Annotated in this window: 20 protein-coding genes and 2 riboswitches; of the genes, 13 read left to right on the top strand and 7 right to left on the bottom strand. The window is 66.0% G+C overall.

Annotation, left to right across the window (positions count from 1 at the left end; all coding sequences use genetic code 11):
* Positions 1–178 precede the first annotated feature (178 nt).
* The 7 genes from ACP8JZ_RS00410 to ACP8JZ_RS00380 all read left to right on the top strand — a co-directional run bounded on the left by ACP8JZ_RS00410 (position 179) and on the right by ACP8JZ_RS00380 (position 8,705).
* Positions 179–277 (top strand): potassium-transporting ATPase subunit F, encoded by a 99-nt coding sequence (locus ACP8JZ_RS00410; protein WP_023034722.1) that lies wholly within the window; start codon positions 179–181, stop codon positions 275–277.
* Positions 277–1,950, top strand: coding sequence for a potassium-transporting ATPase subunit KdpA (kdpA, locus tag ACP8JZ_RS00405; protein WP_484482489.1), 1,674 nt, complete (start codon positions 277–279; stop codon positions 1,948–1,950). The genes ACP8JZ_RS00410 and kdpA overlap by 1 nt, the downstream gene beginning before the upstream one ends.
* A 14-nt stretch (positions 1,951–1,964) precedes the next feature.
* Entirely contained in the window at positions 1,965–4,115 is a 2,151-nt protein-coding gene (kdpB, locus tag ACP8JZ_RS00400) for a potassium-transporting ATPase subunit KdpB (protein WP_484482768.1), read from the top strand.
* Between the two features lie 11 nt (positions 4,116–4,126).
* The gene (gene kdpC / locus ACP8JZ_RS00395; protein WP_323458412.1) at positions 4,127–4,735 is read left to right on the top strand and encodes a potassium-transporting ATPase subunit KdpC; all 609 of its coding nucleotides are present in this window, start codon (positions 4,127–4,129) and stop codon (positions 4,733–4,735) included.
* A gap of 1 nt (position 4,736) precedes the next feature.
* Complete coding sequence (locus ACP8JZ_RS00390) at positions 4,737–7,232, top strand: sensor histidine kinase (RefSeq protein WP_484482488.1); 2,496 nt, start codon at positions 4,737–4,739, stop codon at positions 7,230–7,232.
* Positions 7,232–7,912 carry a response regulator gene (locus ACP8JZ_RS00385; RefSeq protein WP_306517447.1) on the top strand — a complete coding sequence of 227 codons (681 nt, stop codon included), beginning with the start codon at positions 7,232–7,234 and terminating at the stop codon, positions 7,910–7,912. Before ACP8JZ_RS00390 ends, ACP8JZ_RS00385 begins: the two co-directional genes overlap by 1 nt.
* 241 nt (positions 7,913–8,153) lie before the next feature.
* Positions 8,154–8,705, top strand: coding sequence for a hypothetical protein (locus ACP8JZ_RS00380; protein ID WP_023034716.1), 552 nt, complete (start codon positions 8,154–8,156; stop codon positions 8,703–8,705).
* A 76-nt stretch (positions 8,706–8,781) separates the two neighbouring features.
* On the opposite strand, the gene rbsK is transcribed toward ACP8JZ_RS00380, so the two are convergent.
* Entirely contained in the window at positions 8,782–9,693 is a 912-nt protein-coding gene (gene rbsK / locus ACP8JZ_RS00375; RefSeq protein ID WP_306517446.1) for a ribokinase, read from the bottom strand.
* Between the two features lie 178 nt (positions 9,694–9,871).
* Between rbsK and ACP8JZ_RS00370 the strand changes: the two genes are divergently transcribed.
* Positions 9,872–10,090: a hypothetical protein gene (locus ACP8JZ_RS00370; RefSeq protein ID WP_306517445.1), complete on the top strand. Its 219-nt coding sequence runs from the start codon at positions 9,872–9,874 to the stop codon at positions 10,088–10,090.
* A 30-nt stretch (positions 10,091–10,120) separates the two neighbouring features.
* Here the strand turns inward: ACP8JZ_RS00370 and ACP8JZ_RS00365 are convergent, their stop codons facing one another.
* The 4 genes from ACP8JZ_RS00365 to ACP8JZ_RS00350 all read right to left on the bottom strand — a co-directional run bounded on the left by ACP8JZ_RS00365 (position 10,121) and on the right by ACP8JZ_RS00350 (position 13,960).
* Complete coding sequence (locus ACP8JZ_RS00365; protein WP_323458410.1) at positions 10,121–10,498, bottom strand: type II toxin-antitoxin system VapC family toxin; 378 nt, start codon at positions 10,496–10,498, stop codon at positions 10,121–10,123.
* Positions 10,495–10,734, bottom strand: a complete 240-nt coding sequence (locus tag ACP8JZ_RS00360) for a type II toxin-antitoxin system VapB family antitoxin (protein WP_306517443.1) — start codon at positions 10,732–10,734, stop codon at positions 10,495–10,497. Before ACP8JZ_RS00360 ends, ACP8JZ_RS00365 begins: the two co-directional genes overlap by 4 nt.
* 65 nt (positions 10,735–10,799) lie before the next feature.
* Positions 10,800–13,364: an ATP-binding cassette domain-containing protein gene (locus ACP8JZ_RS00355; protein WP_484482487.1), complete on the bottom strand. Its 2,565-nt coding sequence runs from the start codon at positions 13,362–13,364 to the stop codon at positions 10,800–10,802.
* Positions 13,361–13,960 (bottom strand): ECF transporter S component, encoded by a 600-nt coding sequence (locus ACP8JZ_RS00350; RefSeq protein ID WP_484482486.1) that lies wholly within the window; start codon positions 13,958–13,960, stop codon positions 13,361–13,363. The genes ACP8JZ_RS00355 and ACP8JZ_RS00350 overlap by 4 nt, the downstream gene beginning before the upstream one ends.
* A gap of 36 nt (positions 13,961–13,996) precedes the next feature.
* Positions 13,997–14,100: riboswitch (TPP riboswitch) on the bottom strand.
* Positions 14,101–14,537: 437 nt separating this feature from the next.
* Between ACP8JZ_RS00350 and ACP8JZ_RS00345 the strand changes: the two genes are divergently transcribed.
* A complete protein-coding gene (locus ACP8JZ_RS00345) occupies positions 14,538–17,135 on the top strand; it encodes a multicopper oxidase domain-containing protein (protein ID WP_484482767.1) in 2,598 nt (865 codons plus the stop codon).
* A gap of 139 nt (positions 17,136–17,274) precedes the next feature.
* A complete protein-coding gene (locus ACP8JZ_RS00340; protein WP_323458651.1) occupies positions 17,275–17,580 on the top strand; it encodes a GNAT family N-acetyltransferase in 306 nt (101 codons plus the stop codon).
* 269 nt (positions 17,581–17,849) lie between these two features.
* Here ACP8JZ_RS00340 and ACP8JZ_RS00335 read toward each other — a convergent pair whose 3' ends face one another.
* Both ACP8JZ_RS00335 and ACP8JZ_RS00330 read right to left on the bottom strand, forming a co-directional pair.
* Positions 17,850–18,974: a 6-phosphofructokinase gene (locus tag ACP8JZ_RS00335; RefSeq protein WP_306517439.1), complete on the bottom strand. Its 1,125-nt coding sequence runs from the start codon at positions 18,972–18,974 to the stop codon at positions 17,850–17,852.
* Between the two features lie 301 nt (positions 18,975–19,275).
* On the bottom strand, positions 19,276–19,428 hold the full coding sequence (locus ACP8JZ_RS00330; RefSeq protein WP_323456719.1) for a hypothetical protein: 153 nt from the start codon (positions 19,426–19,428) through the stop codon (positions 19,276–19,278).
* A 246-nt stretch (positions 19,429–19,674) separates the two neighbouring features.
* On the opposite strand from ACP8JZ_RS00330, the gene ACP8JZ_RS00325 reads away from it, so the two are divergent.
* From ACP8JZ_RS00325 to ACP8JZ_RS00315, 3 genes are all read left to right on the top strand, one after another.
* Positions 19,675–20,523 (top strand): transcriptional regulator, encoded by an 849-nt coding sequence (locus ACP8JZ_RS00325; protein ID WP_484482766.1) that lies wholly within the window; start codon positions 19,675–19,677, stop codon positions 20,521–20,523.
* Positions 20,524–20,535: 12 nt separating this feature from the next.
* Positions 20,536–20,671, top strand: a riboswitch (cobalamin riboswitch).
* 227 nt (positions 20,672–20,898) lie between these two features.
* Positions 20,899–22,011 carry an ABC transporter substrate-binding protein gene (locus tag ACP8JZ_RS00320; protein WP_306517454.1) on the top strand — a complete coding sequence of 371 codons (1,113 nt, stop codon included), beginning with the start codon at positions 20,899–20,901 and terminating at the stop codon, positions 22,009–22,011.
* A 59-nt stretch (positions 22,012–22,070) separates the two neighbouring features.
* On the top strand, positions 22,071–23,315 hold the full coding sequence (locus ACP8JZ_RS00315) for an ABC transporter substrate-binding protein (protein ID WP_306517437.1): 1,245 nt from the start codon (positions 22,071–22,073) through the stop codon (positions 23,313–23,315).
* The last annotated feature ends 34 nt before the right edge of the window (positions 23,316–23,349 follow it).

Here is a 23,349-nt window from a genome sequence, read left to right as displayed (position 1 = left end):
TGCAAGGGCGACACAAGGTCGGGCCAGGGAGTTGCATCGAGACGGGTACCAAGCTGGTACCCCCGGCGCAGCCGGTCGTCCGAACGGAGTCCCACGTGCTTGACGTCGCCTACGTACTTGGAGCCATCGCGCTGTTCGTCCTGTGCGATCTCGCCGTGAAGGGGGCGAGATCCCTGTCATGAGCCCCATTGACGTCATGAATGCCATCGCCGCAGTTCTGGGGGTCGTCGCAGTCCTCTTCCTGCTGCACGCCCTCATCCATCCGGAGAAATTCTGATGAACTGGATCTGCCTTCTCATGACGACCGTTGTCATGGCCGTCATGTTGGGCCTGGCGCACAAGCCGCTGGGTGACTACATCGCCACCACCCTGGAAAGCGACAGGGACACCAAGGTGGAGAGCTGGATGCACCGCATCATCGGTGTGGACTCCAGCAAGGAACAGAGCTGGTCGGCCTACGCCCGTTCCGTGCTGGCGTTCAGCCTCATGGGTGTGCTCCTCCTCTACCTGCTGCAACGCATCCAGCAGTGGCTGCCCTTCTCCCTGGGAGACGGCCCGGTCGCCCCGCAGGTGGCCTTCAACACGGCCATCTCCTTCGTCACCAACACCAACTGGCAGGCCTACTCGCCCGAGACCACCTTGGGCTACACCGTGCAGTTCGCCGGACTCGTGGTGCAGAACCTCGTCTCGGCCGCCACCGGTATCGCCGTTGCCGTGGCCCTGGTACGCGGACTGGCTCGCCGCCACTGCGCCACCATCGGCAACTTCTGGGTGGACCTGGTGCGCATCACCGGGCGCGTCCTGCTGCCGGGCGCAGCCATCGGCGCCATCGTGCTCATGGCCGGTGGAGTCGTGCAGAACCTCGAGGGGTTCAGGACGGTCACCACCCTGGCCGGCCACGTCCAGACCATCCCCGGCGGGCCCGTGGCCTCCCAGGAGGCCATCAAGGAGCTCGGCACCAACGGGGGTGGCTTCTACAACGCCAACTCCTCCCACCCCTTCGAGAACCCCCAGGCCTGGACGAGCTTCTTCGAGACCTTCCTCATCCTCGTCATCCCCTTCTCGTTGCCGCGCACCTTCGGCACGATGGTCGGCGACAGACGTCAAGGCATGGCGATCCTCAAGGCCATGGCCACCCTGTTCCTCCTCACCCTGGCTGCCACGGCCGCCTTCGAGTTCACCGGTTCGGGCACCGCGTCGCGACTGGCCGGATCGGCCATGGAGGGCAAGGAGCAGCGGTTCGGTCTGGTGCAGTCGGTGTTCTTCGCCAACGCGACGACCAGCACCTCCACCGGTGCCGTCAACTCGATGCACGACTCCTACACCGCCCTGGGTGGCATGGTGCCGCTGCTCACCATGATGCTCGGCGAGGTGAGCCCTGGCGGTGTGGGCACCGGACTGTACGGAATGCTCGTCATCGCCGTCATCGCGGTGTTCATCGCCGGACTGTTGGTCGGGCGCACCCCGGAGTACCTCGGCAAGAAGATCGGCCCGGCGCAGATGAAGATCGCCTCGCTGTACATACTCGTCATGCCGGTGCTCATCATCGGCGGAGTGGCGCTGAGTCTCACGATCCCCGGGGCGCGCAACTCGGTGCTGGGCTCCTCGATCTCCAACCCCGGCTCGCACGGGCTCACCGAGCTCATCTACGCCTTCACCTCGGGGGCCAACAACAACGGTTCGGCCTTCGCCGGGCTCATCGCCGACACTCCCTGGATGGCCTCGGCCATCGGCGTCGTCATGGCTCTCGGACGTTTCATCCCGATCATCCTGGTCCTGGCCCTGGCCGGCTCCCTGGCCCGGCAGGGCAGGGCTCCCGCCACCGCCGGGACCCTGCCCACCCACTCCAACCTCTTCGTCGGCCTGGTCGTGTTCACCGCGGTCCTGGTCACCGCCCTCGTCTTCTTCCCGGTCCTGTCCCTCGGACCGCTCGCGGAAGGACTCCTGTGATGTCAACTGTCGATGTGACGAGCTCGCCCGAGCAGAGCAAGGAGGGCGAGATCTCGAAAAGGCCCGTCACCGGCGCCTGGAACGCTGCTCAGCTGTGTCAGGCCCTGCCCGGTGCGCTGCGCAAGCTCAATCCTCGTGATCAGTTCCACAACCCGGTCATGGCCCTGGTGTGGGTCGGTGCCGTCCTCACGACGATCCTGGCGATCATCGAGATCGTCATGGGGGACCCGCAGACCTCCAGTGGGACACCGGTCCCCGGCTCCTTCGTGTGGATCGTCGCCGGATGGCTGTGGTTGACGGTGATCTTCGCCAATCTTGCCGAATCGGTGGCCGAGGGACGTGGCAAGGCCCAGGCCGAGACCCTGCGCAGGACCCGCACCACCACCGTCGCCCACCGCGTCATCAACTACGATGCGAGCAACGACCCGGCCGCCCTCGAGGCCGCGACGACGGAGGTCTCCTCAGGCGACCTCGCCCTGTCGGACGTCGTCGTGGTCGTCGCCGGTCAGACGATCCCCGGTGACGGAGATGTCATCGCTGGTATCGCCTCGGTCGACGAGTCGGCCATCACCGGTGAGTCGGCCCCAGTGGTGCGCGAGTCCGGCGGCGACCGTTCGGCCGTCACCGGCGGCACCCGGGTGCTGTCCGACCGCATCGTCGTGCGCATCACCTCCAAACCCGGCCAGACCTTCGTCGACCGCATGATCGCCCTGGTGGAGGGTTCGGCACGCCAGAAGACCCCCAACGAGATCGCCCTCAACATCCTGCTGGCGAGTCTGTCGATCGTCTTCGTCATCGTCGCCCTCGCCCTCAACCCGATCGCCTCCTACGACGCCGGATTGGTGGGCATCCCGATGCTCGTCTCCCTGCTCGTCTGCCTCATCCCGACGACGATCGGTGCCCTGCTGTCGGCCATCGGCATCGCGGGTATGGATCGTCTGGTACAGCACAACGTGCTGGCGATGTCCGGGCGTGCCGTGGAGGCCGCCGGTGACGTCACCACCCTGCTGCTCGACAAGACCGGCACCATCACCCACGGCAACCGTCGAGCCAGCGAATTCGTCACCATGCCCGGGGTCGACGCCGCCGAACTGCGCGACGCCGCAGCCCAGTCCTCCTTGGCCGACCCGACCCCGGAGGGCACCTCCATCGTCGCCCTGGCCCGAAAACAAGGATTCGCCGACGGTGAGGTGGGCGGGGCCGTCGTGCCCTTCACCGCCCAGACCCGCATGTCTGGTCTGGACCTTCCCGACGGCACGAACATCCGCAAGGGTGCTGCCTCGGCGGTGCTCGCCTGGCTGGAGGAGGTCAATGGCGAGCCGCTGGACACCCAGCTGTCCACCGAGCTGGACACTCGCGTGCAGGCCGTCTCCAACAGTGGTGGAACCCCTCTGGTGGTCGCCGTGCGTCGACCCGGCGGACGTGGTGGGGCCCTCGGCATCGTCCACCTCAAGGACATCGTCAAGGAAGGCCTCACCGAGCGCTTCGAGGAGCTGCGTCGCATGGGTATCCGCACCGTCATGGTCACCGGTGACAATGCCCTGACCGCCGCCGCCATCGCCAAGGAGGCCGGCGTCGACGACTTCATCGCCGAGGCCACCCCCGAGGACAAGCTCGCCTACATCAAGGCCGAGCAGGAGGGTGGACGATTGGTCGCCATGACCGGTGACGGCACCAATGACGCCCCCGCCCTGGCACAGGCCGACGTCGGCGTCGCCATGAACACCGGCACCTCGGCAGCCAAGGAGGCCGGCAACATGGTCGACCTCGACTCCGATCCGACCAAGCTCATCGACATCGTCGCCATCGGAAAACAGGTGCTCATCACCCGCGGCGCATTGACGACCTTCTCGATCGCCAACGACATCGCCAAGTACTTCGCCATCATCCCGGCCATGTTCATGGGTATCCATCCGGGATTGTCCAAGCTCAATGTCATGGGTCTGCACTCGTCCTCCTCGGCGGTGCTGTCGGCGGTGATCTTCAACGCGCTCGTCATCATTGCCCTGGTGCCCTTGGCCCTCAAGGGGGTCAGGTACCGTGCCGTGTCCGCCGCCCAGGCGTTGCGGCGAAATCTCACCATCTACGGTGTCGGCGGCATCATCGTCCCGTTCGTCGGCATCTGGCTCATCGATCTGTTGGTCCGGCTCATCCCCGGATTCTGAAGTGGCAGGAGATCACCGTGAACACCACATTGCGCAATCTGTGGGTCGGCCTCAAGGCCATCCTGGTACTCACCCTCGTCGTCGGTGTGCTCCACACATTCGTCATGACGGGTCTGGGACAGCTGGTCTTCCACGACAAGGCCAACGGCTCGATGCTGGAGTCGGGCGGACGAGTCGTCGGTTCCTCACTCATCGGGCAGAACTTCACCGATGGCAGGGGCAGGCCACTGCCCCAGTACTTCCAGTCCCGTCCCTCGGCAGCCGGTGACGACGGTTACGACGGTGGTGCCTCCGGGGCGTCCAACATGGGCCCTGAACACCCCGAACTCGTCAGGCAGGTGCGCGAGCGCAGGGCTCGAGTGGCGTCCTTCAACGGGGTCGCCGAGTCCAAGGTTCCCGCCGACGCCCTGACGGCCTCCAGCTCCGGCCTGGATCCCCACATCAGTGTGGCCTACGCCGACATCCAGATCGATCGGGTCGCCCGTGCCCGGCACATGGATTCCGATGATGTGCGTACGCTTGTCAACGATCACACCAGCGAGCGCCAGTTCGGCTTCCTGGGTGAGCCGAGGGTCAATGTGCTCGAACTCAACGCGGCCCTCGACCGACGAAAGGGCTGACATGGGCAATCGTGGGCGACTCCGGGTGTTGCTCGGGGCCGCCCCCGGGGTCGGCAAAACCTGTGCCATGCTCGAGGAGGGCAAGAGGCTGCAGGACAATGGCGTGGACGTCGTCATCGGACTGTTGGAGACCCACGGGCGCACCATGACCGCCCGGATGGCCGAGGGCCTGCCCCAGGTACCGCGTCGGCAGGTGGACCACCGCGGGGTCGAGCTCGACGAGATGGACGTCCGGGCCCTCCTGAGGCGTCACCCCGAGGTGGCCCTGGTCGACGAGCTGGCCCACACCGACGCCCCGGGCTCCGATCACCCCAAGCGTTGGCAGGACGTCGAGGATCTGCTCGACGCCGGGATCGACGTCATCTCGACGGTGAACATCCAACACATCGAGTCGCTCAACGACGTCGTCGAACAGATCACCGGGATCGTCCAACGCGAGACGATCCCCGACACCGTGCTGCGCCACGCCGACCAGGTGGAGGTCGTGGATCTCGCGCCCCAGGCCCTGCGCGACCGACTCTCCTCGGGTGACGTCTACCCCTCGGAGCGGATCAACGCTGCCCTGTCGAACTATTTTCGGCTGGGCAATCTCACCGCCCTGCGTGAGCTGGCGCTGCTGTGGATGGCCGACGACGTCGACCAGGCCCTCAAGCTGTACCGAGAGGAGCACGGTATCGAGGGGCGTTGGGAGGCCAGGGAACGAGTCGTCGTCGCGCTCACCGGCGGGCCGGAGGGCGAGACACTGCTGCGCCGCGGTGCACGCATTGCCGCCAGATCCTCAGGTGGGGAACTCATCGCCGTCTTCGTCTCCAATGAGGACGGGCTGCGCTCCCCCCGTCCCACCGAACTCATCCGACAACGTCAACTCGTCACGACCCTCGGCGGAACCTTCCACCAGCTGGTTGGCAGCGACATCCCGGCCACCCTCATCGACTTCGCGCACTCGGTCAACGCCACCCAGCTGGTCATCGGTGCCACTCGGCGCGGCTGGCTAGCCAAGATGCTGTCCGGGCCGGGGATCGGCAGCATCATCATCCGCGAGTCCGGTGACATCGATGTCCACATCGTCAACCATGCCGCTGCCGCCAGGTTCACACTGCCCAACCTGTCGGCAGGAGCGGTGTCGGTGCGCCGACGCGTCGTCGGCTTCGCGACCCTGGTGGCGACCGGCCCGTTGCTCACGTGGGGGCTGGCAGCGGCCCGCGGCCCCGAGATGCTCGCCGTCGTCGTGCTGTCCTACGTACTGCTCACGGTGGTCATCGCCATCATCGGCGGTTTCTGGCCTGCGGTGACGGCTGCTATGGCGTCCGGTCTGGCCCTGGACTTCTTCTTCATCGACCCACGGCTCACCGTGTCGGTGGGCCAGCCCCAGCACCTGATGTCGTTGCTGCTCTACATCGTCACGGCAGTGGGGGTGTCGATGGTGGTGGACCGGGCCGCCCGCCGGGCCCGGGTGGCCCGACGGGCTTCGGCGGAGTCTGAGCTGCTGCAGACCATCGCCAAGTCGATGTTGCAGGGCCAGGACGCCATCTCGGCGGTGTTGGAACGCAGCTGCGCCACCCTGGGACTGGACGGGATGGGTCTGGTCGTCGCCGATGAGATCGTCGAGAAGTGCGGGGTCATGATTGGCGCCCCCACCACCGTGCCGGTGGGCGATCACGGGGTCCTGAACCTGTACGGTGACCTGGATGCTCCAGCCCTGCGGCTCATGTCTGCCATTGCCAGCCAGATCGAGAGTGTCCTGGAGCACCGGGACCTGGAGGCCACCGCTCGCGAGCTCGAGCCGCTCACGGCCACCGACAAGGTGCGTACCGCCCTGCTCACTGCGGCTGGCCACGACCTGCGTCGTCCACTGGCCGCTGCCTCGGCAGCAGTGGGCGGGTTGCGCAGCCAGGGCGCACACCTGAGCGCTGCGGATCGTGGGGAACTGCTGCGAACCGCCGATGAGGCCCTGGGAACGTTGTCGGTGCTGGTGCGCGATCTGCTCGACGTGTCACGCCTGCAGTCGGGCGTGCTCGCCGTCATGACGACGGCGGTGGACACCGCTGACGTCGTCCTGACCTGTCTGGACGAGCTGCACGTGGGCCCGGGGGAGGTGGAGCTCGACCTGGACCAGACGGTTCCGGAGGCCTGCGCCGACCCGGTGCTGCTGCAACGGGCCGTGGTCAACGTGCTGTCCAACGCCATGCGCTACGAGCCCGATCACCGCCGAGTGCGGGTGACGACCTCGTGCTTCGCCAACCGGGTCGAGATCCGGATCGTCGATCATGGTCGTGGGGTGGCCCCGGAGCGCCGCGAGGAGATCTTCGTACCCTTCCAGCGTTTGGGCGACACCGACACGACAACCGGTTTGGGACTGGGGTTGGCCCTGTCCAAGGGATTCATCGAGGGGATGGGTGGCACGCTCGAACCCGAGTCCACCCCTGGTGGTGGGCTCACGATGGTGATCTCGCTGCCGGACACCCGGAACGCCGACACCGATGACGAGGAGGGGTGATGAGAATCCTCATCGCTGACGACGACCCGCAGATCCTACGGGCGCTGCGCATCACCTTGGCCGCTCGCGGCTACGAGGTGCTGCTGGCTCGTGACGGCGCCGAGGCCCTGAGCCTCGCCGTCGACCGTCACCCCGACCTCTACCTGCTGGACCTGGGCATGCCCAGGTTGGACGGCATCAAGGTCATCGAGGCGATACGCGGTTGGTCCCAGGCCCCGATCCTCGTCGTGTCGGGTCGCAGCGGGTCCAACGACATCGTCGCGGCTCTGGACGCTGGTGCCGACGACTACGTCACCAAGCCATTCGCCATTGACGAGCTGCTCGCCCGGATTCGTGCCCTCGGCCGACGAGTTCCCCAACCCGAGGATCCCGGCCTGGTCGTGGACTTCGGTGACGTCACCGTCGACCTGGCCGCCCACAGTGTGCTGCGCGACGGCAGACCGGTGCGGCTCACCCCCACCGAGTGGAAGGTGCTGGAGTTGCTGGTGCGCAACGAGGGACGTCTGGTGACCCGTCAGACCATGCTCACCCAGGTGTGGGGGTCCGAGCACGTCACCGACACCGGGTACCTGCGGCTCTACCTCTCCCAGCTGCGCAAGAAACTCGAACCGGATCCCCGGAGTCCGCGCCACCTGCTCACCGAGTCCGGCATGGGCTACCGGTTCGTGTCGAAGGGCTGAGAACTGTCCTCCCGCTGCTCCTGTGTCAAGCGATGAGCAGGTGGCGCACAATGCGCCATGAAGGACGAAACATACCTGCTACACCCTGCGTCCACTCCTTTCTCGGAAACACAGCACTATCACTCCGCCAACTCGTGTACACTCATGATCCGTGCTACCAGCACAACATACTTGTAATTCCTAGCATTTGAGGCATGTGACCTACTCGTCATTCAGCAGGTCGTGCCGGAAGGATGAACTCATGAGGATCACGAAGAATCTCAAGACCCTCGGTGCCCTGACTGGTGCCCTGGCCCTTGGAACGAGCGCCGCCCTCACCGCTGCGCCACTTGCCAGCGCTGCCCCTGTCACGCCGAGCCACGCCACGATGGCCTCCTGCCAGTACTCCGCCCCGGACCAGAAGTCCGGTGTGCACGTCGACGCCACCGTCAACCATGCCGGCAAGCCGGTGCAGAGCGGCTCCACCGTCGTCCTCACCGACTCCGACAAGGTGCTTCACGTCACCTTCAAGAACACCGGTGACCAGTCCATCTCGAAGCTGCAGTGGACGATCGCCAACTTCCGCAACTCCCAGCCGGTGACCTTCACCTTCAAGCTGAACACCAAGCTCAATGGCAATCACGCCATCGCCCCCGGTGAGACCGGTTCCGCCGACCTCACCATTGGCGGCCTGCCGCACGGAATTGACGCCACCACCGACATCACCATGAAGTTCGGCTCCGACCTGCTGTGCTCCAAGCCCGACACCCTCGAGCTCCACGGCGTCCACATCGTGACCCCGCGCGAGAACTGATACTCAATATCATAAAATCAGTGCCGTCATACCGGGAAATTCCTGGTATGACGGCCCCGTGACATTCACACAGCGATTATCTGGCACCCCGCGATTCCCGACCGTGGCCCCAGGCGTAGGACGTCTGCGTACCACGTCTGGTCACCGACTCGGCGGCATACTGGTTGGCAGCCCGGATGGACTCCTCGACGTCACCGGTCGTGGTCCACATGTGACTGAAGCAACCGATGAAGGCATCCCCGGCACCGGTGGTGTCCACCGCTTCCACGGTCTGCGCAGGAATGAGCCGTTGCCCTGCGGCACTGACCCACAACGCCCCCTTGGCCCCCAGGGTGACGATGACATGGGGGATGCCGGCATCCAGCAGCACGTGGGCGGCGTTGACGATGTCGGCACGGGTGTCGACGGGCATCCCGGAGATCAACGACAGCTCGCTCTCGTTGGGGACGATGAACTCGACACCCCTGACCCTGTCCAGCGACATCCTCGGATCGGCTGGAGCTGGGTTCAGCAGCACGGGGATACCCAGTTCCCCCGCCAGGTCCACCGTGGTGTAGACCGTCTCCAGCGGAATCTCCAGCTGCGTGATGATGAGCTTGCATCCCGCGATGGCCTGCCGTGCCGCAGCGATGTCGTCGGCGCAGAGCTTGGCGTTGGCACCCTTGACGATGATGATCGAGTTGCGCGACTGGGGATCGACGAAGATCGGCGCCACCCCGGACGTCGCCTCGGTACGCATGACGTATGTCGTGTCGATGCCATTGTCCTCGAGATTGCGAATGGTGTTGTCGGCGAACATGTCGTTGCCCACTCGCGTCACCATGAGGACGTCGGAGCCCAGTCGGGAGGCGGCCACGGCTTGGTTGGCTCCCTTGCCGCCACATCCCAGTCGGAAGTCCGGAGCCTCGACGGTCTCCCCCTCGGTGGGCATACGATCGATGTAGCTGATGAGGTCGACCATGTTCGACCCAACTACTGCGATGTCCATCGTCAGTCCTCCCTCAGATCGGCCCCGGTGGAGTTGGTCGTCTCCACTCCGGTGTGCACGGTGACGTCCAAGTGTAAGGAGCTTGTGCCGGCATGGGCACAGAACCTGACGAGATTTCGGCAATTCCGTGCACCAGCGCCGTACATTCTGCCCGCCGCAACACTCATGATGCGCCTGCATGACACAAGATCCGACCGTGAACGGGGGCGGCGTGGATCCCAGTCCTCCTGCCAACCGTAACTATCGGCGGTGGTTCACCGCACCAGCCCTGGCTGTGGATCACCACGCGTCACGGGCATTGGGCATCGGCGTCACCGCGCTCGGAGCAGCAGGCATCGCCGTCCTTACGACGAGCAGATCCATCCGTCACCTGCCAGCACTCAAGGAGCTGGGCTGATGAGCCGCATGGTCACCGGCGCATTCGCGATCAAGCCTGCGGAACATCGGTGTGAACGAAGTCATGGCCCTTGAACAGTAGAGGTTCACCCACCGCCATGGCTGCCCCGTAGGAGAAACAATCGCCAAGGTTCAATTTGGCCCGTGACCCAGATCCTCGCCCATACTTCTCCATGCCGATTCGGGCCCATTTCACATGTTCGTCATTGACATCGAGGACTCTCAGCCCGAGCTGCTGCACAACAGCATCCACAGTGCCAGGCCCTGAGGCCCTCATGACGAAGGCGAGTTCCAACACAGTAGCCGCGGAAATCTTCAGGCACGTAGCAGATCTCAACTTGGCCTCGAGTTCAGCAGAATCATCCTCGTCTCTGAGAACAGCAACAATTGCCGAGGTGTCAACGATCATCGGGGAAGACCCTCGGAATCGTAGAGGCCCTCGTCAGTCAGCCATTGGTCGGACGTATCGGCAACCATGGCTCGCAGATCGGCGATGGCGGCTGTGAGATCGGGTCGCACAGGCTCTCGATCCAGAGCCTCTTGCAACGCTGTCTCCACCGCAGCGTCCCTCGTGGTGCCGCGACGTGCAGCGAGCTCGTCCGCCAGATGGGACACTCGGGGAGAAAGTGTCACTGTTGCCGTCATGGGTCAATGATATGCGCCGAGGATCAGCAGCCTGCCCAGCAGCAGGGCCCGTGCACGTACATGCGTCACCCCAGCAGGGCCGGGACCAGCGTCGAGCAGATGATCACGGCGATGGCGACGACCCCCCACAGGTCAGCAGCGCCGAACCGGGATTCCTCGGCCCAGGTGCGGTGGATGGCGGTGGCGAAGCCCCGGGAGTCCATGGCCCGACTGAGCGCCTCGGCCGAGCGCAGGGAGTCCAGGATCATCGCCATCGTCATCGACCCGGCGTAGCGCAGGTACGCACCGGGGGTGGCACGGCGTCTCGTCCCGCGCGGCCCGAGCCCACGCAGGGTGCGCACGTCACGGGAGATGCCCCAGGTGCGAGACGTCTGCCCCATCCGGATCATCCCGGCCACCGACGCCACCACTGGCCGGTCCGGCAGGTGCGTGTTCTGCCCCAAGGAGTCGCCGAGCCGGGTGGGATCCAGGGCGCACGAGGCCATCGCACCGGGCATGACGAGCACGAGGATGCGACCTCCCTGACGCAGTGCCTCGGCCTGCACAGCTGCATCGGTGAACCCGTGATGGAGCATGAGGGTCGTCCACACGAGGATGACGGCGGCAAAGAGCACCGGGAGCGTGTGTGCCAGCGCCTGCCTGCCACTGCGGGCACACAGGAATCCCAGGACGACCGACGGCACAAGTCCGATGAGTCCGATGAGAGGCGTGTGCACCCAGACAGACGCCACGATGCCGGCCACACCGATGGCCATGAGGGTGAGCGGATTGAGATGCCGTTGCATCCACGGGACGCGTTGGGAGGCGGCAGGGGGGTCGGGCAGCCGGTGCGCTGTCAGGTCGACGACCTCGTCGGCAAGCTGGACGACCAGCGGATCGTGGGTGGACACGATGACGGCAACACCCTGCTCGGCAGCCTGCGCGACGGCTGCCAGGACGGATTCGACGTGGTCGGCGTCGAGCCCCACGGTGGGCTCGTCGAGGATGAGCAGGTCGGGCTGCTGGGCGAGGGCGGCGGCAATGGCGAGGCGGCGCTTCTCCCCGCCCGAGAGCGTCATGGGGTGTGAGTGTGCCAACCCGGTCAGACCGAACCGTCTCAGAGCAGCAGGTGTGACGGGTTCCGGAACAACTGGGTCAATGGTGGCGGACGCGTCTTCCACCTCACCGAGGGACGGGTCATCGGCTGGCCTGCCCTGCGACGCTGCGCGGGGCGATTCCTCCACAGCCGCTGCGCGGGGCGATTGCCCCGCACCTGGCGCTGGGGCGGGGTGTGTCGTGGATGGTTCGGCCGGGGGTGATCCTTCCACGATCGTCTGCACCCGGGCACGGGAGGCGGCAGCGCAGGGGGCGTCATCATCTTGAGGGTGACGAGCGGCGTACGGGGAGGCCACGAGCTCATCGGCGACGGTGGTGGCGACGAGGTAGTGCTCGGGATTCTGCGGTACCCACGCCACACTCCCCGGAGCCGGAGTGGTGGCCCACCTCCCCTGATGCAGGGGGTGTTTGCCCCGGGCACGGGAAGGGCCATCCTGGGTCGGTGTCGCACGGCCCCCGGACGCCGAGGTGGCGTGCTCACACCAGCGCACCTGGCCGGCCGCCGGATCGTCCAACCCGGCGAGCACTCGCAGCAAGGTGGACTTTCCGATTCCAGACGGCCCCACGAGCGCAGTGATGGTGCCGGCGCACACGTCCAGATCGATGTCCCGCAGCAGGACGGTGTCACGAGAAGGATCGTCGACATCGGTGCGGCCCGGGCAGTCGTCGCGAGCCACGTCCTCAGCTGGCGTCGCAGCCGGCGTGCCGGCAGCACGGTGGTTGTCCGGGGTCCTGTGCCTTGCAGCCCTGACCCCCGGGCGGGCCACGTCCACCCCGATGGCCTGCACCACGGTGGCCCCGGAGCGCCCAGGATCAGTGGTTCGGGTGGGTGGCTGCGGGGTCACGTACTCGGCAAGGTAGTCGTCCATGCCGACGATGCGATCCACGGTGCCCTGTTCGGTGAGCACGACGACGGTGTCGAGCACGTCTCGCCAGGTTCGTGGATGATGGTCGACGACGACGAGACTTCGTTCACCCACCGTGGCGGCAACGAGGTCGCGCACCTGACTGCTGGCCTGTGGGTCGAGCATGGACACCGGCTCGTCGAGCAGCATGAGACCGGGGTCGCAGGCGAGCACCCCGGCAAGAGCCAGCCGTTGCATCTGACCCCCGGACATCTCCAGGGACTTGTGGTCCAGCCCCGTCTCCAGGCCCACCCGGTGGTGCAGATCGGCGGCCAACGGCCACATCCGTTCCCGGGGCTGCTGCAGGTTCTCCGGGCCAAAGGTGGTGTCCCGCCCGGCTCGTTCGGCGACGACGGCGTTCTCCGGGTTCTGCTGGAGCAGACCAACCGTCCCGACGACATCACCAGCACGCTCCACCGAACCGTCAAGGCAGTAGCTCTCTTCGTCCAGCAGACCGCCCAGGGCGTGCAGCAGAGTCGTCTTGCCGGCCCCGGACGGCCCGGCGAGCAGCACCCGGGAACCGGCTGGCAGGTCGAGGTCGATGGGCCCGAGGATGGGGTTCACAGCCCCCGGCGGGGTCACCGTGAGACCACGAACCGTGATCCCCGTGGTGGCGGGAGCCGTCGTCATTTGGCGTCGGAAGCCTGCAGGCGGGCCCGTTCCCGTCCGACCGGGAAGGAGTTGAGTGCACCGGCACCGGCCAATCCCTTGACGATGAGCTGGCCCAGGACGCCAGCGAGGACCGCCCCGGAAATGAGGCAGAAGATCAGGTAGAAAACGGTGTCGGTGGGCCGGAACATCGAGTAGTAGTAGAGTCGTTCGAAGACCGACTCGAAGAGCGCACCAATCATGCCGCCGACGACGGCGACGCGCATGCCACCCCTGCGGTAGCGCCACACCGCCAGCGAGATCTCCATGCCGAGGCCCTGCAACACCCCGGAGACCAAGGTCATGGCGGCCCACTGGCCCCCCAGCAACATCTCGATGGCAGCTGCCAGCAGCTCGGCGAGCAGGGCCGCACCGGGTTTGCGCACGATGAGCCCGGCGACGGCACCGGAGAGCAACCACAGCCCCATGAAGAGGCCTTCGGTGGGCTTGTAGAGCAGCCACAGCGGTGACAGGGCGTTGAACAGCGCCCCCAGTCCGATGAAGATGACACCGAATGCCACGGCGATCATCACCGGGGTGACGATGTCGATGGTGCGGTACCGAACCTTGTCAGCCATGAATGGTCCTTCCATGTCGCGGAAGGGGCGTGCGCGCACGCAAGAGTCCCGACTCCCTACGCCGGTACTGGCCGGTTCAGGTTCGAGGGTCTGGGCGCCATGCCCACTCTCAGCACCGATGTGCTCCCCTGTCGTAGGCCCCATCGTAGGCACATCGGGGCGCAGTTCGCGAAACGCACATGCCCCGAAGGCACGGCACAGAGCAGGGCCACGGTGGCAGGACGAGAAGGGCACCGTCCCGGAAGGTCAACATGACACACGGCAGCGACGGGACGAGGCTTGGCCCATCGTCATATTGTTTCTGCGGGGTCACCCCGAATGACGTCGACGTGAGGGCGGTGCCGTGCAGCTCGAGAACGAATCATCCCTGTCGCAGACCCCGGGCCGCGATGACGGCGTCCACGGTGAACCGGCAGACCGTGGGAGAAGCCGTCACGGCGGGTCCACGGGCCGTGGGGGTGGCCGCCGCAGTTGGCACCGCCGGGCGTCCCGACCGGTGTCCTTCTGGCTGGTCGCGCTGCTCGTCGTCGCACTCGCCGGGCCGGTGATCCACCAGCAACGCTGGCTGCTGGTGCACATGGTCACCCTGGGTGTGGCGACGACGTCGATCCTGGTGTGGGGCCAGTACTTCACCGAGGCGATCCTGCACACCAAGCTCGGTGACGAGGCCCGGCGCGTGCAGGTGTGGCGGATCTGGACGCTGCAGGTCGGCATCGGTACGGCATGCGTCGGCATGATCGGGGACTGGCCGTGGGCCGTCATGGCCGGTGCGACGATCGTGGGGCTCGCCGTGGCCTGGTTCGGCATCGGGCTGGTTCGTCAGGTGCATCATGCGTTGCCGGGACGATTCGACTCGACGGTGCGGTTCTACGCCGCCGCAGCCTGTCTGTTGCCGTTCGGGGCGAGCCTGGGAGCGATCATGGCGTTCTCCCCGCGCGAGCCGTGGCGCAGCCGACTGCTGCTGGCCCACCAGGGGTTCAACATCCTGGGATTCGTCTCGGTGACGGTGCTCGGCACCTTGATGACGTTGTGGCCCACCGTGCTGCGCACCCCCATGCTGCCGGGGCAGGACCGCAGGGGACGTCGAGCCCTGTGGCTGGTGCTGACGGCGGTCGGCGTCCTCACCGGTGGGGCACTCGCCGGGCTGTGGTGGCTGGCCGGGGCGGGGGTGCTCCTGGAGTTCGTCGCCCTGCTCGTCGTCGCCGTCGACCTGGTGGGATGTGCAGCACGTCGTCCGCCACGTGACTACCCGGGATATGCGATCGGAGCCGCCATCGTGTGGTTCGGGGGCTGGCTCGTCTGGCTGCTGGCCACCATCGTCGCCCATCGCGACACCCTGATGTACGAGCAGCTCAGCGTCCTCACCCCCACCGTCATCATGGGGTTCCTACTGCAGTTGCTGCTCGGCGCCATGAGCTACCTCATGCCCATGGTCATGGGTGGCGGGCCATCCGTCGTGCGGGCCACCAATGCCAGGATGCACGCATTCGGGGCCACCCGGGCCGTGCTCACCAACACTGGTCTGCTCATCTGGGTACTGGCGCGCGGACGAGCCGTGCAACTCGTGGGGATCGTCACCGCCGGGATCGGTCTGGCCGGGTTCCTGCCCGCGATGATCGCCATGGTGCGCACCGCCATCCCGTTGCTCAAGGAGCGCGGAATGGCAGCCGCCAGGGCTCGCGCAACCCCACACCCGGACAATGGGGCCTCCACAATTCGGAGGTCGGACGCCGAAGCGTCGGGGCACGACAAGGACGCCGGGGGCGGCACCAGAACCGATGGCGTCGTCGCGAACGCCACGCGCAAGCCTGCAACCCACCCCGATCCGAGCTCCACCGCACCACCGGGGCGTCGTTCCTTCGTGGAGTCGGTCGTCGGACTGTCGGCCGTGCTGGGGGCCAGCGCTGCCGCCCACGGGTGGGACGAGCACCGAGCCAGCTCCGCCATCCACGTCGCACCGACCGGGCACACGACGACGATCGAGATGACGGCCCACGACATGCGCTTCCATCCCGATCACGTCGAGCTACCAGCCGGGGACCGTCTGGTCGTCAAGCTCACCAACACCGACCCTGCCCAGGTCCACGATCTGCAGCTGGCCTCCGGCCCGTACTCGGGACGTCTGGACCCCGGACAGACCACGACCCTGGACGCCGGGGTGCTCGAGCAGTCCCAAGAGGGCTGGTGCACCCTCGTCGGTCACCGATCCATGGGCATGACGCTGCAGATCGACCTCGTCGGAGCCACGTCGTCGCCCCAGGGAACACCGAATTCCCGGGCCACCTCACCCAGGCGCGCAGTGGATCTCACCCAGCCCCCGGGCCGGGATTTCCGCACCCGCGACGCCCGACTTCCCCCGCTGGAGGCCAGTCGGACCCATCGCGTCGACCTCACCGTCCGCGAGAGGGAACTCGAGGTGGCACCAGCCACGACCCTGGCCGCGATGACCTACAACGGCCATTTCATGGGGCCGGTGCTGCGGGCTCGAATCGGTGACCGCATGCAGGTGCATCTGGTCAACGACGGCTCCATGGGTCATTCCATCGACTTCCATGCCTCCCGATCCTCCCCCGACACGACGATGCGCACCATCTCCCCCGGTCGGAGCCTGGACGTCGAGTTCACCATCGATCACGCGGGAATCTGGCTGTACCACTGCTCGACGATGCCGATGAGTGCCCACATCGCCGCCGGCATGTTCGGAGCGCTCATTGTGGCCCCGGCAGATCTGCCCACCGTCGACCGGCAGTACGTGCTCGTACAGTCCGAGACCTACCTGGCCGAGCAGAACAACCAGCCGGTCGACACCGGAAGGATCGCCGACGAGAAGGTCGACCTCACGATGTTCAACGGCCATGCCAACCAGTACCTCTTCGCCCCGCTGCAGGCCCGGGTAGGTGAACGGGTGCGGTTCTGGGTGCTGGCCGCCGGACCCAGCCGGGGGATGAGTTTCCACATCGTCGGGGCACAGTTCGACACCGTGTTCAAGGAGGGAGCGTACCTGCTGCGCCGCGACGATCCTGGTTCTGGCGGGTCCCAGGCCCTCGACCTGGCAAGTTGTCAGGGCGGATTCGTCGAGACGGTGTTCACCGAGCCGGGCCGCTACACCTTCGTCAACCACTCCTTCGTCGAGATGGAGCGCGGCGCACGTGGATTCATCGAGGTACGGCCATGAGCCACGACTGCTGAGCCGCCCGATCCACCAACGCCTCGCTGCCAGACCTGCGAATCCCTGGGCGACGACGGACGCCACCGATCGCCGTGAGAGACATGCGGGGCGGAACAACCCGCCACGAGAACTGGTTACCGCCACCATGAGCGATGTCACCGTAACCAGAAACGCAGAACAGTCCCGTTACGAAGCCCACATCGACGGCGAACTGGCAGGGTTTACGCACTACACGCAGCAGGACGACGTCGTCGTCATGGATCACACCGAGACCGAGGACGGCTTCACCGGGCGCGGCGTGGCAAGCCAGGTCGTCAAGTACGCCTTGGATGATCTGGCACGTCAGGGTGCCACAGTGCGACCGACCTGCCCGTTCGTCGCCTCGTGGCTCGACAAGCACCCGGATCACCCGATCACGGTACAGCAGGGCGGTCACGGGCAGCAGGGCTGAGCCACCACCCGACGTTCTGACTGAGCCACCTGTCTCGAGATCGACTCCCACCGCCGCGGAGCTCCCAATGCTGCAGGCTCTCTGCGACGCGGGGGCCGTCCTTGATGCACCCAGTGCGTCCGGGTCGGGGCCCCGATCATCCATGCCGAACCGGCCTGTGACGGCCGGGCGCACTGGTTGATCGCCGGGGCGCCCTGGTCGTCCGAAGCCCCTGTGCTGCCCGGGAGCACGGAACGCCCACCAGCCGACGGGCTCCGGCACCTCGCAGCTCAGTCGCCGAGGCTGGTACCCACTTCACGAGCGGCCTCCACCCACGGGTGGTCCGCCGGCACGTACTTCACCTTGCCGGCCACCTCCTTGAGGGCGACGGTGTCGGTGCCGGAACCCTTGGCGGCCACCATGATGCCGAAGCTCCCCTCCTGCACCATGCGGGCACCCATTGTGCCCAGCCGGGTGGCAAGCAGTCGGTCGTGGGAGCACGGCGTGCCACCGCGCTGGACGTAGCCCAGGATCGACACCCGAGACTCCAGACCGGTGGCTTCCTCCAGCTCGGAGGCGAGCTTGATGGTGTTGTCGCGCATGGAGGCCTCCAGATCGCGCTTGGCGCGTTTGGCCGCCGGTTTGGTCTTGGCACTGGAGTTGTCCACGAGGGCACGAGCACCCCGCAGGGCCATGGCGTCTGAGACGTCGCGTGCCCCCTCGGCCACGGCGATGACCGAGAAGTTGAGTCCCTGGCTGCGCCTCCTCTCCACGGCCTCGGCAATCGACTCGAGCTTGTAGGGCACCTCGGGCAGCAGGATGATGTCTGCCCCACCGGCGATGCCCGAGCCCAGGGCCAGCCAACCGGCCCGGTGCCCCATGACCTCGGCCAGGATGATCCGGTGGTGGGAGTGGGCGGTGGAGTGCAGCCGGTCAATGGCGTCGGTGGCCACCTCCAGGGCGGTGGAGAAGCCGAACGAGTCGTCGGTGCCGACGATGTCGTTGTCGATGGTCTTGGGCAGGTGGATGACGTTGAGACCGGCCTTGTGCAGTTTGTAGGCGTTCTTGGAGGTTCCACCCCCGCCAAGTGTCACCAAGGCGTCCAGGCCGAGCTTGTCGTAGTTGTCGACGATGGTCGGCACCATGTCCGTCTCCTCGCCATTGACGATCATGCGATTGACCTTGTCACGGCTGGTTCCCAAGATCGTCCCGCCCACGGTGAGGATGCCGGAGAGGTCGCGTTGGGTGAGGTCGACGTAGCGGTTCTGCGCCAGGCCCAGGAATCCGTCATGGAAGCCGACGAGTTCCATGCCGTACTCGCGGATGGCCGCCTTGCCGAAGCCACGGATTGCTGCGTTGAGGCCGGGGCAGTCTCCCCCGGCGGTGAGAATGCCGACTCTCTTGTGGTTTCCCATGCTTCCTCCCGGTCGCTCACACCATCGGTCGTCTCACACCATGTTCGCAGATGACATGGCAGGGATGCACACCCCGGGTGTGCGGGAGACGTCACACGGACTCAGAAATCTCAGGAATGCAGGGCGCAAGGGAATGCAGGCGAAAATCCTAGCATCACGATGTGGACGAGAGGTCAGACGCAACATCGGCCCCGACCAGTCCCGACACCGTGGACAGGCAAGACCAAGACACCGTGACAGGCAGGGCATGGACGTGCCCGGGAGTCAGCATCCATGCCGACTCACATGTGGGCCGCACACGTCAGCGAGGACGCTGGCGCCCTGCCAACCCATCGATCCCCTCCAGGGCGATCCGCCGTACCTGAGCGTGTCGGTGATGTCTGGCCGTCGCGAGACGTTCCGCAACGATGACTCCCGCCACCAGCGCTGCTGCCACCACCAGTCGTGCCTTCACACCAACCTCCTGTTGCACCACTCGGGTGCCACGTGTGCCGGAGCAACCAGACCGAATGTGACACATCCGGCGAAGAGTGGCCCCGACGAGTGACCCCAGGGCAATTCTGCTCCATCCACAGCAACTGACACACCGAGGCGAACAGTGTTCGCCCAACCGTCACACACGCGATTGAATGGCACGGTGAGCAGTCCCAGCCCAGCCGTACCTCATGAACCACCAGCCGTGCCGCACGAACCGGGCGAGATTCAGCGCCACGCCACCACCGTCGTCTCCCGAACCGACGCCGGGAGCCGCCATGCCGACCTCCAGGTGTCTCGGCTGCGCGACCTGCTGCTCGCCGACGTACCGGCTGGGCGTCTGGTCATCGCCTGTGACGCCGTCGGGGGCATAGGCTCACGGCCCGGGGACCCCTACCCGGCAGATCCGACGTGGTGTGCCCATCTGGCAGCGCGAGTACCACTGCTGGAGGTGCTGTGCGTGAGAGCCCGACCGATGATCCTCGTCAACACCCTGTGTCAGGACGCCACCTCGGCCCAACCGCTGATCGAGGAGTTCCAGCGGTGCGCGGTTGCCGCGGGGATCGATCCCCAGGCCGTCACCGGATCGACGGAGGACAACGTCATCACCACCCAGACCGGAATTGGGGTGACGGTCATCGGGGTACGACCGGACAGAGCCCCTGGCACGCCGGTTCCCGGCGAGGCTTCGGCGGCAGCGGCACAGGCGCAGGAAGCCGACGTGCTCGTATGCGTCGGCTCCCCGATCTCGGCGCCGGATGACGAGGTACGCCCTGGTCGGCGCGAGATCGTCACCCTGGACGAGGTGCGTGCGCTGCTGGGCTCGGGCCTGGTGCACGACTGTGTACCGGTGGGATCGCACGGAATTGCCTGGGAGGCCGATCAGATCGCCGTCACCGCAGGACTGCGGTTCGATCCCGGCAGGACCGATCTCGATCTCACGAAGTCCGGCGGACCGTCAACCTGCGTCGTACTGGCCTGCGCACCAGAAGACGTCAGCGAGCTGCGCACACATGTGAGCGACGACCGGCCGTGGACTCGGATTGGCACATTGCAGCCCCAGCACAGGGATTGACACCAGACATGCTATTTTGTGCGTGTCCCGGGTCGGACTCGGCCCGAGGTACTCCGCAGCGAGCGAAGTCGGTGCAAGTCCGACACTGTCGCGCAACGGTGATGCCCTCCAGCTCAGTCCGGTCGCCTCCCTGCGAAGTGGCATTCACCGACTCTCGCCGTAGGAGTCTGCCGAGCACACCGGGTGTGCCCCAGCGGGTCCTGCGACACGACTGCAGGAGACTTCATGGGTACTCCACTGCCGAGACGTGTCTCGGTCCTTCTCACCCTTCTCGTCGTACCTTCCCTGGCCCTGACGGGCTGCTCGGGCACGAAGGACGGCTCCACCTCCCCGAGCTCCTCGACGACCACCCCATCAGCTGGCACCGGTGCCAACATGTCCGGGTGCATCAAGTCCGGGGAGTTCGACAAGGACAAGGACTACTTCGGTGACAAGGTCACCTTCACCGGGGCCAGGAACGTCCACGTCAGCTATCACAAGTCCTACAAGGTCCTCACCCTCGGCAAGCAGGACAAACCGTCGCAGACCTTCGTGTTACTGCAGTGCGGTGCCCCCAGACCAACGCTCACCGGTGAGCTCGCCAAGGCCCCGATCATCGACGTCCCGGTCAAACGAGTCGCCGCCTCCTCCACCACCCAGATCCCGGTCCTCCACACCCTGGGATCCTTGGACGCAGTCGTCGGCGTCAACCAGCTCGAGCAGATCTATCGCGGACCGGCACGAGACGCCCTCGAGGCCCGCAACACGCCCAGCTACGGGTCGAGTCGGATGCAGATCGACACGGAGAAGCTCATCTCCCTCAAACCCGACGCCGTGCTGGCCGCCAGCTCAGAGGTGAAGGAGTTCAAGCAGGTGCAGTCCGCCGGCATCCCGGTGCTGCAGGACCTCGACTACCTCGAGTCCACCCCGCTGGCCCGAGCCGAGTGGATGAAGACCTACGGCATCCTCCTCAACAAGGAAGGCGCCGCCACGAAGAACTTCGACGGCATCACCAAGCGCTACACCGAGGTGGCGAAAAAGGCCAGGAACGCCACCGACAAGCCCAGCGTGCTCGTCGGCCAGGAGACCAAGGGGCAGTGGTACGTCCCGGGAACCGACTCCTACATGATCAAGTTCATGACCGACGCCGGAGCCACCGACGCCATGTCCCAGGCCGTCAAGGGCAACGGAGCCACCCCAACCGACGCCGAGGTCGTCTTCAAGTATGGCTCCAAGGCCGACTTCTGGCTCAACGGCAACTACATGTCCATGACGACGTGGCACGGCAAGGACGACGCCCTCAAGCAGAACCCGCGCTACGCGAACCTGTCGGCCTTCCAGCACGGCAACGTCTGGAACCCCAGCAAGCGCACTGCCCCAGACACCGGGAACGACTTCTGGCAGTCCGGGATCGTCCAACCCGACGTCGTGCTGGCCGACCTCACGTACATCTTCCACCCTGACCTCATGAAGGGGTACACGCCGTACTACTACACCAAGCTCAGCTGACCCTCTCAGCGGCGATGTTCGCCGCACCACCATCCCCTCACCTCCACTTGGGAGCAACCATGTCCATCAATCGTCTGGTGGCGGGCCTGGCCGCCACCACCATGTGCGTCGCCACCCTCACCGGGTGCTCACACTCCGAGAAGTCGGATTCCTCGGCGAACGCGCCGTCCAGCACGTCCTCCCAGCAGGGCTGCATCAAGAACTTCGACCCCTCGAAGGACTACTTCGCCGACAAGGCCACTTTCCGCGACGCCCGCGACATCACCGTGTCGTACCACAAGTCGTACAAGGTCGTGACGCTCAAGCACCCGTCGAACACCGCGAAGAAACCCGTGCAGTACGTCCTGGTGCAGTGTGGCGCCCCGCAGCCGAAGCTGAACGGTGACCTCGCCAAGGCGCAGAAGATCACCATCCCCACCACCAAGGTGGCGCTGGGTTCGACGACCCTGCCAATGAAGTTCCAGATGTTGGGAAAGCTGGACTCCGTGGCTGGCATGGTCAACGTCGACAGGGTGGGGAATGCGGACACCCGTCAGGCCCTCAAGGACCACAAGGTCGCCAGTTTCGCGGCAGGTGACAACGCCACCGAGATCAACACAGAGAAGCTGGCGGCGCTACGCCCGGACCTGTTCATCTTCAACCTCGTCAGTGGTAGCGACAACACCAGCAAGATCGACAAGATCAAGGAGATGGGCATCCCGGTCGTCGCCGAGCCGAACTTCCTCGAGAGCACCCCGCTGGGGCGTGCCGAGTGGATCAAGTACGACTCGCTGTTCGTCAATGCCGAGAGGACGGCGAACCAGAAGTACGACGAGATCGCCGAGAAGTACCATGCGACCGCGAAACGCGCCGCCACGGTGACGACACGACCGACCGTGCTCCACGGATCGCAGTACAAGGGCGTCTGGTACATCAAGCCCAACGAGAACTACGCCATCCAGTTCCTGCGCGACGCAGGTGGTGAGTACGTGTTCAAGGACCTCCACGGGGTGGCATCCAGGAAGATGGACACCGAGGCCATCATCAAGAAGGCCCACGACGCCGACTTCTGGATCGACGGGCCGGAGAAGTCGTCCATCCCGCAGATCCTCAAGGCCGACCCACGTCTGAAGTCGCTCAAGGCCCTCGACAACGGCAACGTCTGGGACGCCACCCTGCGAGCCGACCCGAAGCACGGCAACGACTACTGGCAGACCGGGGTCGTGCGCCCCGACCTCGTCCTGGCGGATCTGACGGCGATCCTGCACCCTGAGCTGGATGCCGATCACCAGTTCTACTTCTACCGCAAGGCCACCGCGAAGTGACTGCGACTCAGGATCTGATGCCGGGACGTCGCGG

It is taken from the genome of Cutibacterium sp. LaCa_286 (genome assembly GCF_057198075.1).
The sequence above is the reverse complement of the archived record's forward strand: the minus strand, read 5'-3'. Positions and strand labels throughout refer to the sequence as shown.

What these genes read in the sequence shown, in the direction of transcription:
- ACP8JZ_RS00385 (WP_306517447.1), top strand. Translation starts at nt 7,232, where the DNA reads ATGAGAATCCTCATCGCTGACGACGACCCGCAGATCCTACGGGCGCTG.
- ACP8JZ_RS00365 (WP_323458410.1), bottom strand. Translation starts at nt 10,498, where the DNA reads ATGATCGTTGACACCTCGGCAATTGTTGCTGTTCTCAGAGACGAGGAT.
- rbsK (WP_306517446.1), bottom strand. Translation starts at nt 9,693, where the DNA reads ATGGACATCGCAGTAGTTGGGTCGAACATGGTCGACCTCATCAGCTAC.
- ACP8JZ_RS00360 (WP_306517443.1), bottom strand. Translation starts at nt 10,734, where the DNA reads ATGACGGCAACAGTGACACTTTCTCCCCGAGTGTCCCATCTGGCGGAC.
- ACP8JZ_RS00380 (WP_023034716.1), top strand. Translation starts at nt 8,154, where the DNA reads ATGAGGATCACGAAGAATCTCAAGACCCTCGGTGCCCTGACTGGTGCC.
- ACP8JZ_RS00315 (WP_306517437.1), top strand. Translation starts at nt 22,071, where the DNA reads ATGTCCATCAATCGTCTGGTGGCGGGCCTGGCCGCCACCACCATGTGC.
- ACP8JZ_RS00320 (WP_306517454.1), top strand. Translation starts at nt 20,899, where the DNA reads ATGTCCGGGTGCATCAAGTCCGGGGAGTTCGACAAGGACAAGGACTAC.
- kdpA (WP_484482489.1), top strand. Translation starts at nt 277, where the DNA reads ATGAACTGGATCTGCCTTCTCATGACGACCGTTGTCATGGCCGTCATG.
- ACP8JZ_RS00335 (WP_306517439.1), bottom strand. Translation starts at nt 18,974, where the DNA reads ATGGGAAACCACAAGAGAGTCGGCATTCTCACCGCCGGGGGAGACTGC.
- ACP8JZ_RS00410 (WP_023034722.1), top strand. Translation starts at nt 179, where the DNA reads ATGAGCCCCATTGACGTCATGAATGCCATCGCCGCAGTTCTGGGGGTC.
- ACP8JZ_RS00340 (WP_323458651.1), top strand. Translation starts at nt 17,275, where the DNA reads ATGAGCGATGTCACCGTAACCAGAAACGCAGAACAGTCCCGTTACGAA.
- ACP8JZ_RS00345 (WP_484482767.1), top strand. Translation starts at nt 14,538, where the DNA reads ATGGTCACCCTGGGTGTGGCGACGACGTCGATCCTGGTGTGGGGCCAG.
- ACP8JZ_RS00355 (WP_484482487.1), bottom strand. Translation starts at nt 13,364, where the DNA reads ATGACGACGGCTCCCGCCACCACGGGGATCACGGTTCGTGGTCTCACG.
- ACP8JZ_RS00390 (WP_484482488.1), top strand. Translation starts at nt 4,737, where the DNA reads ATGGGCAATCGTGGGCGACTCCGGGTGTTGCTCGGGGCCGCCCCCGGG.
- ACP8JZ_RS00370 (WP_306517445.1), top strand. Translation starts at nt 9,872, where the DNA reads ATGACACAAGATCCGACCGTGAACGGGGGCGGCGTGGATCCCAGTCCT.
- ACP8JZ_RS00350 (WP_484482486.1), bottom strand. Translation starts at nt 13,960, where the DNA reads ATGGCTGACAAGGTTCGGTACCGCACCATCGACATCGTCACCCCGGTG.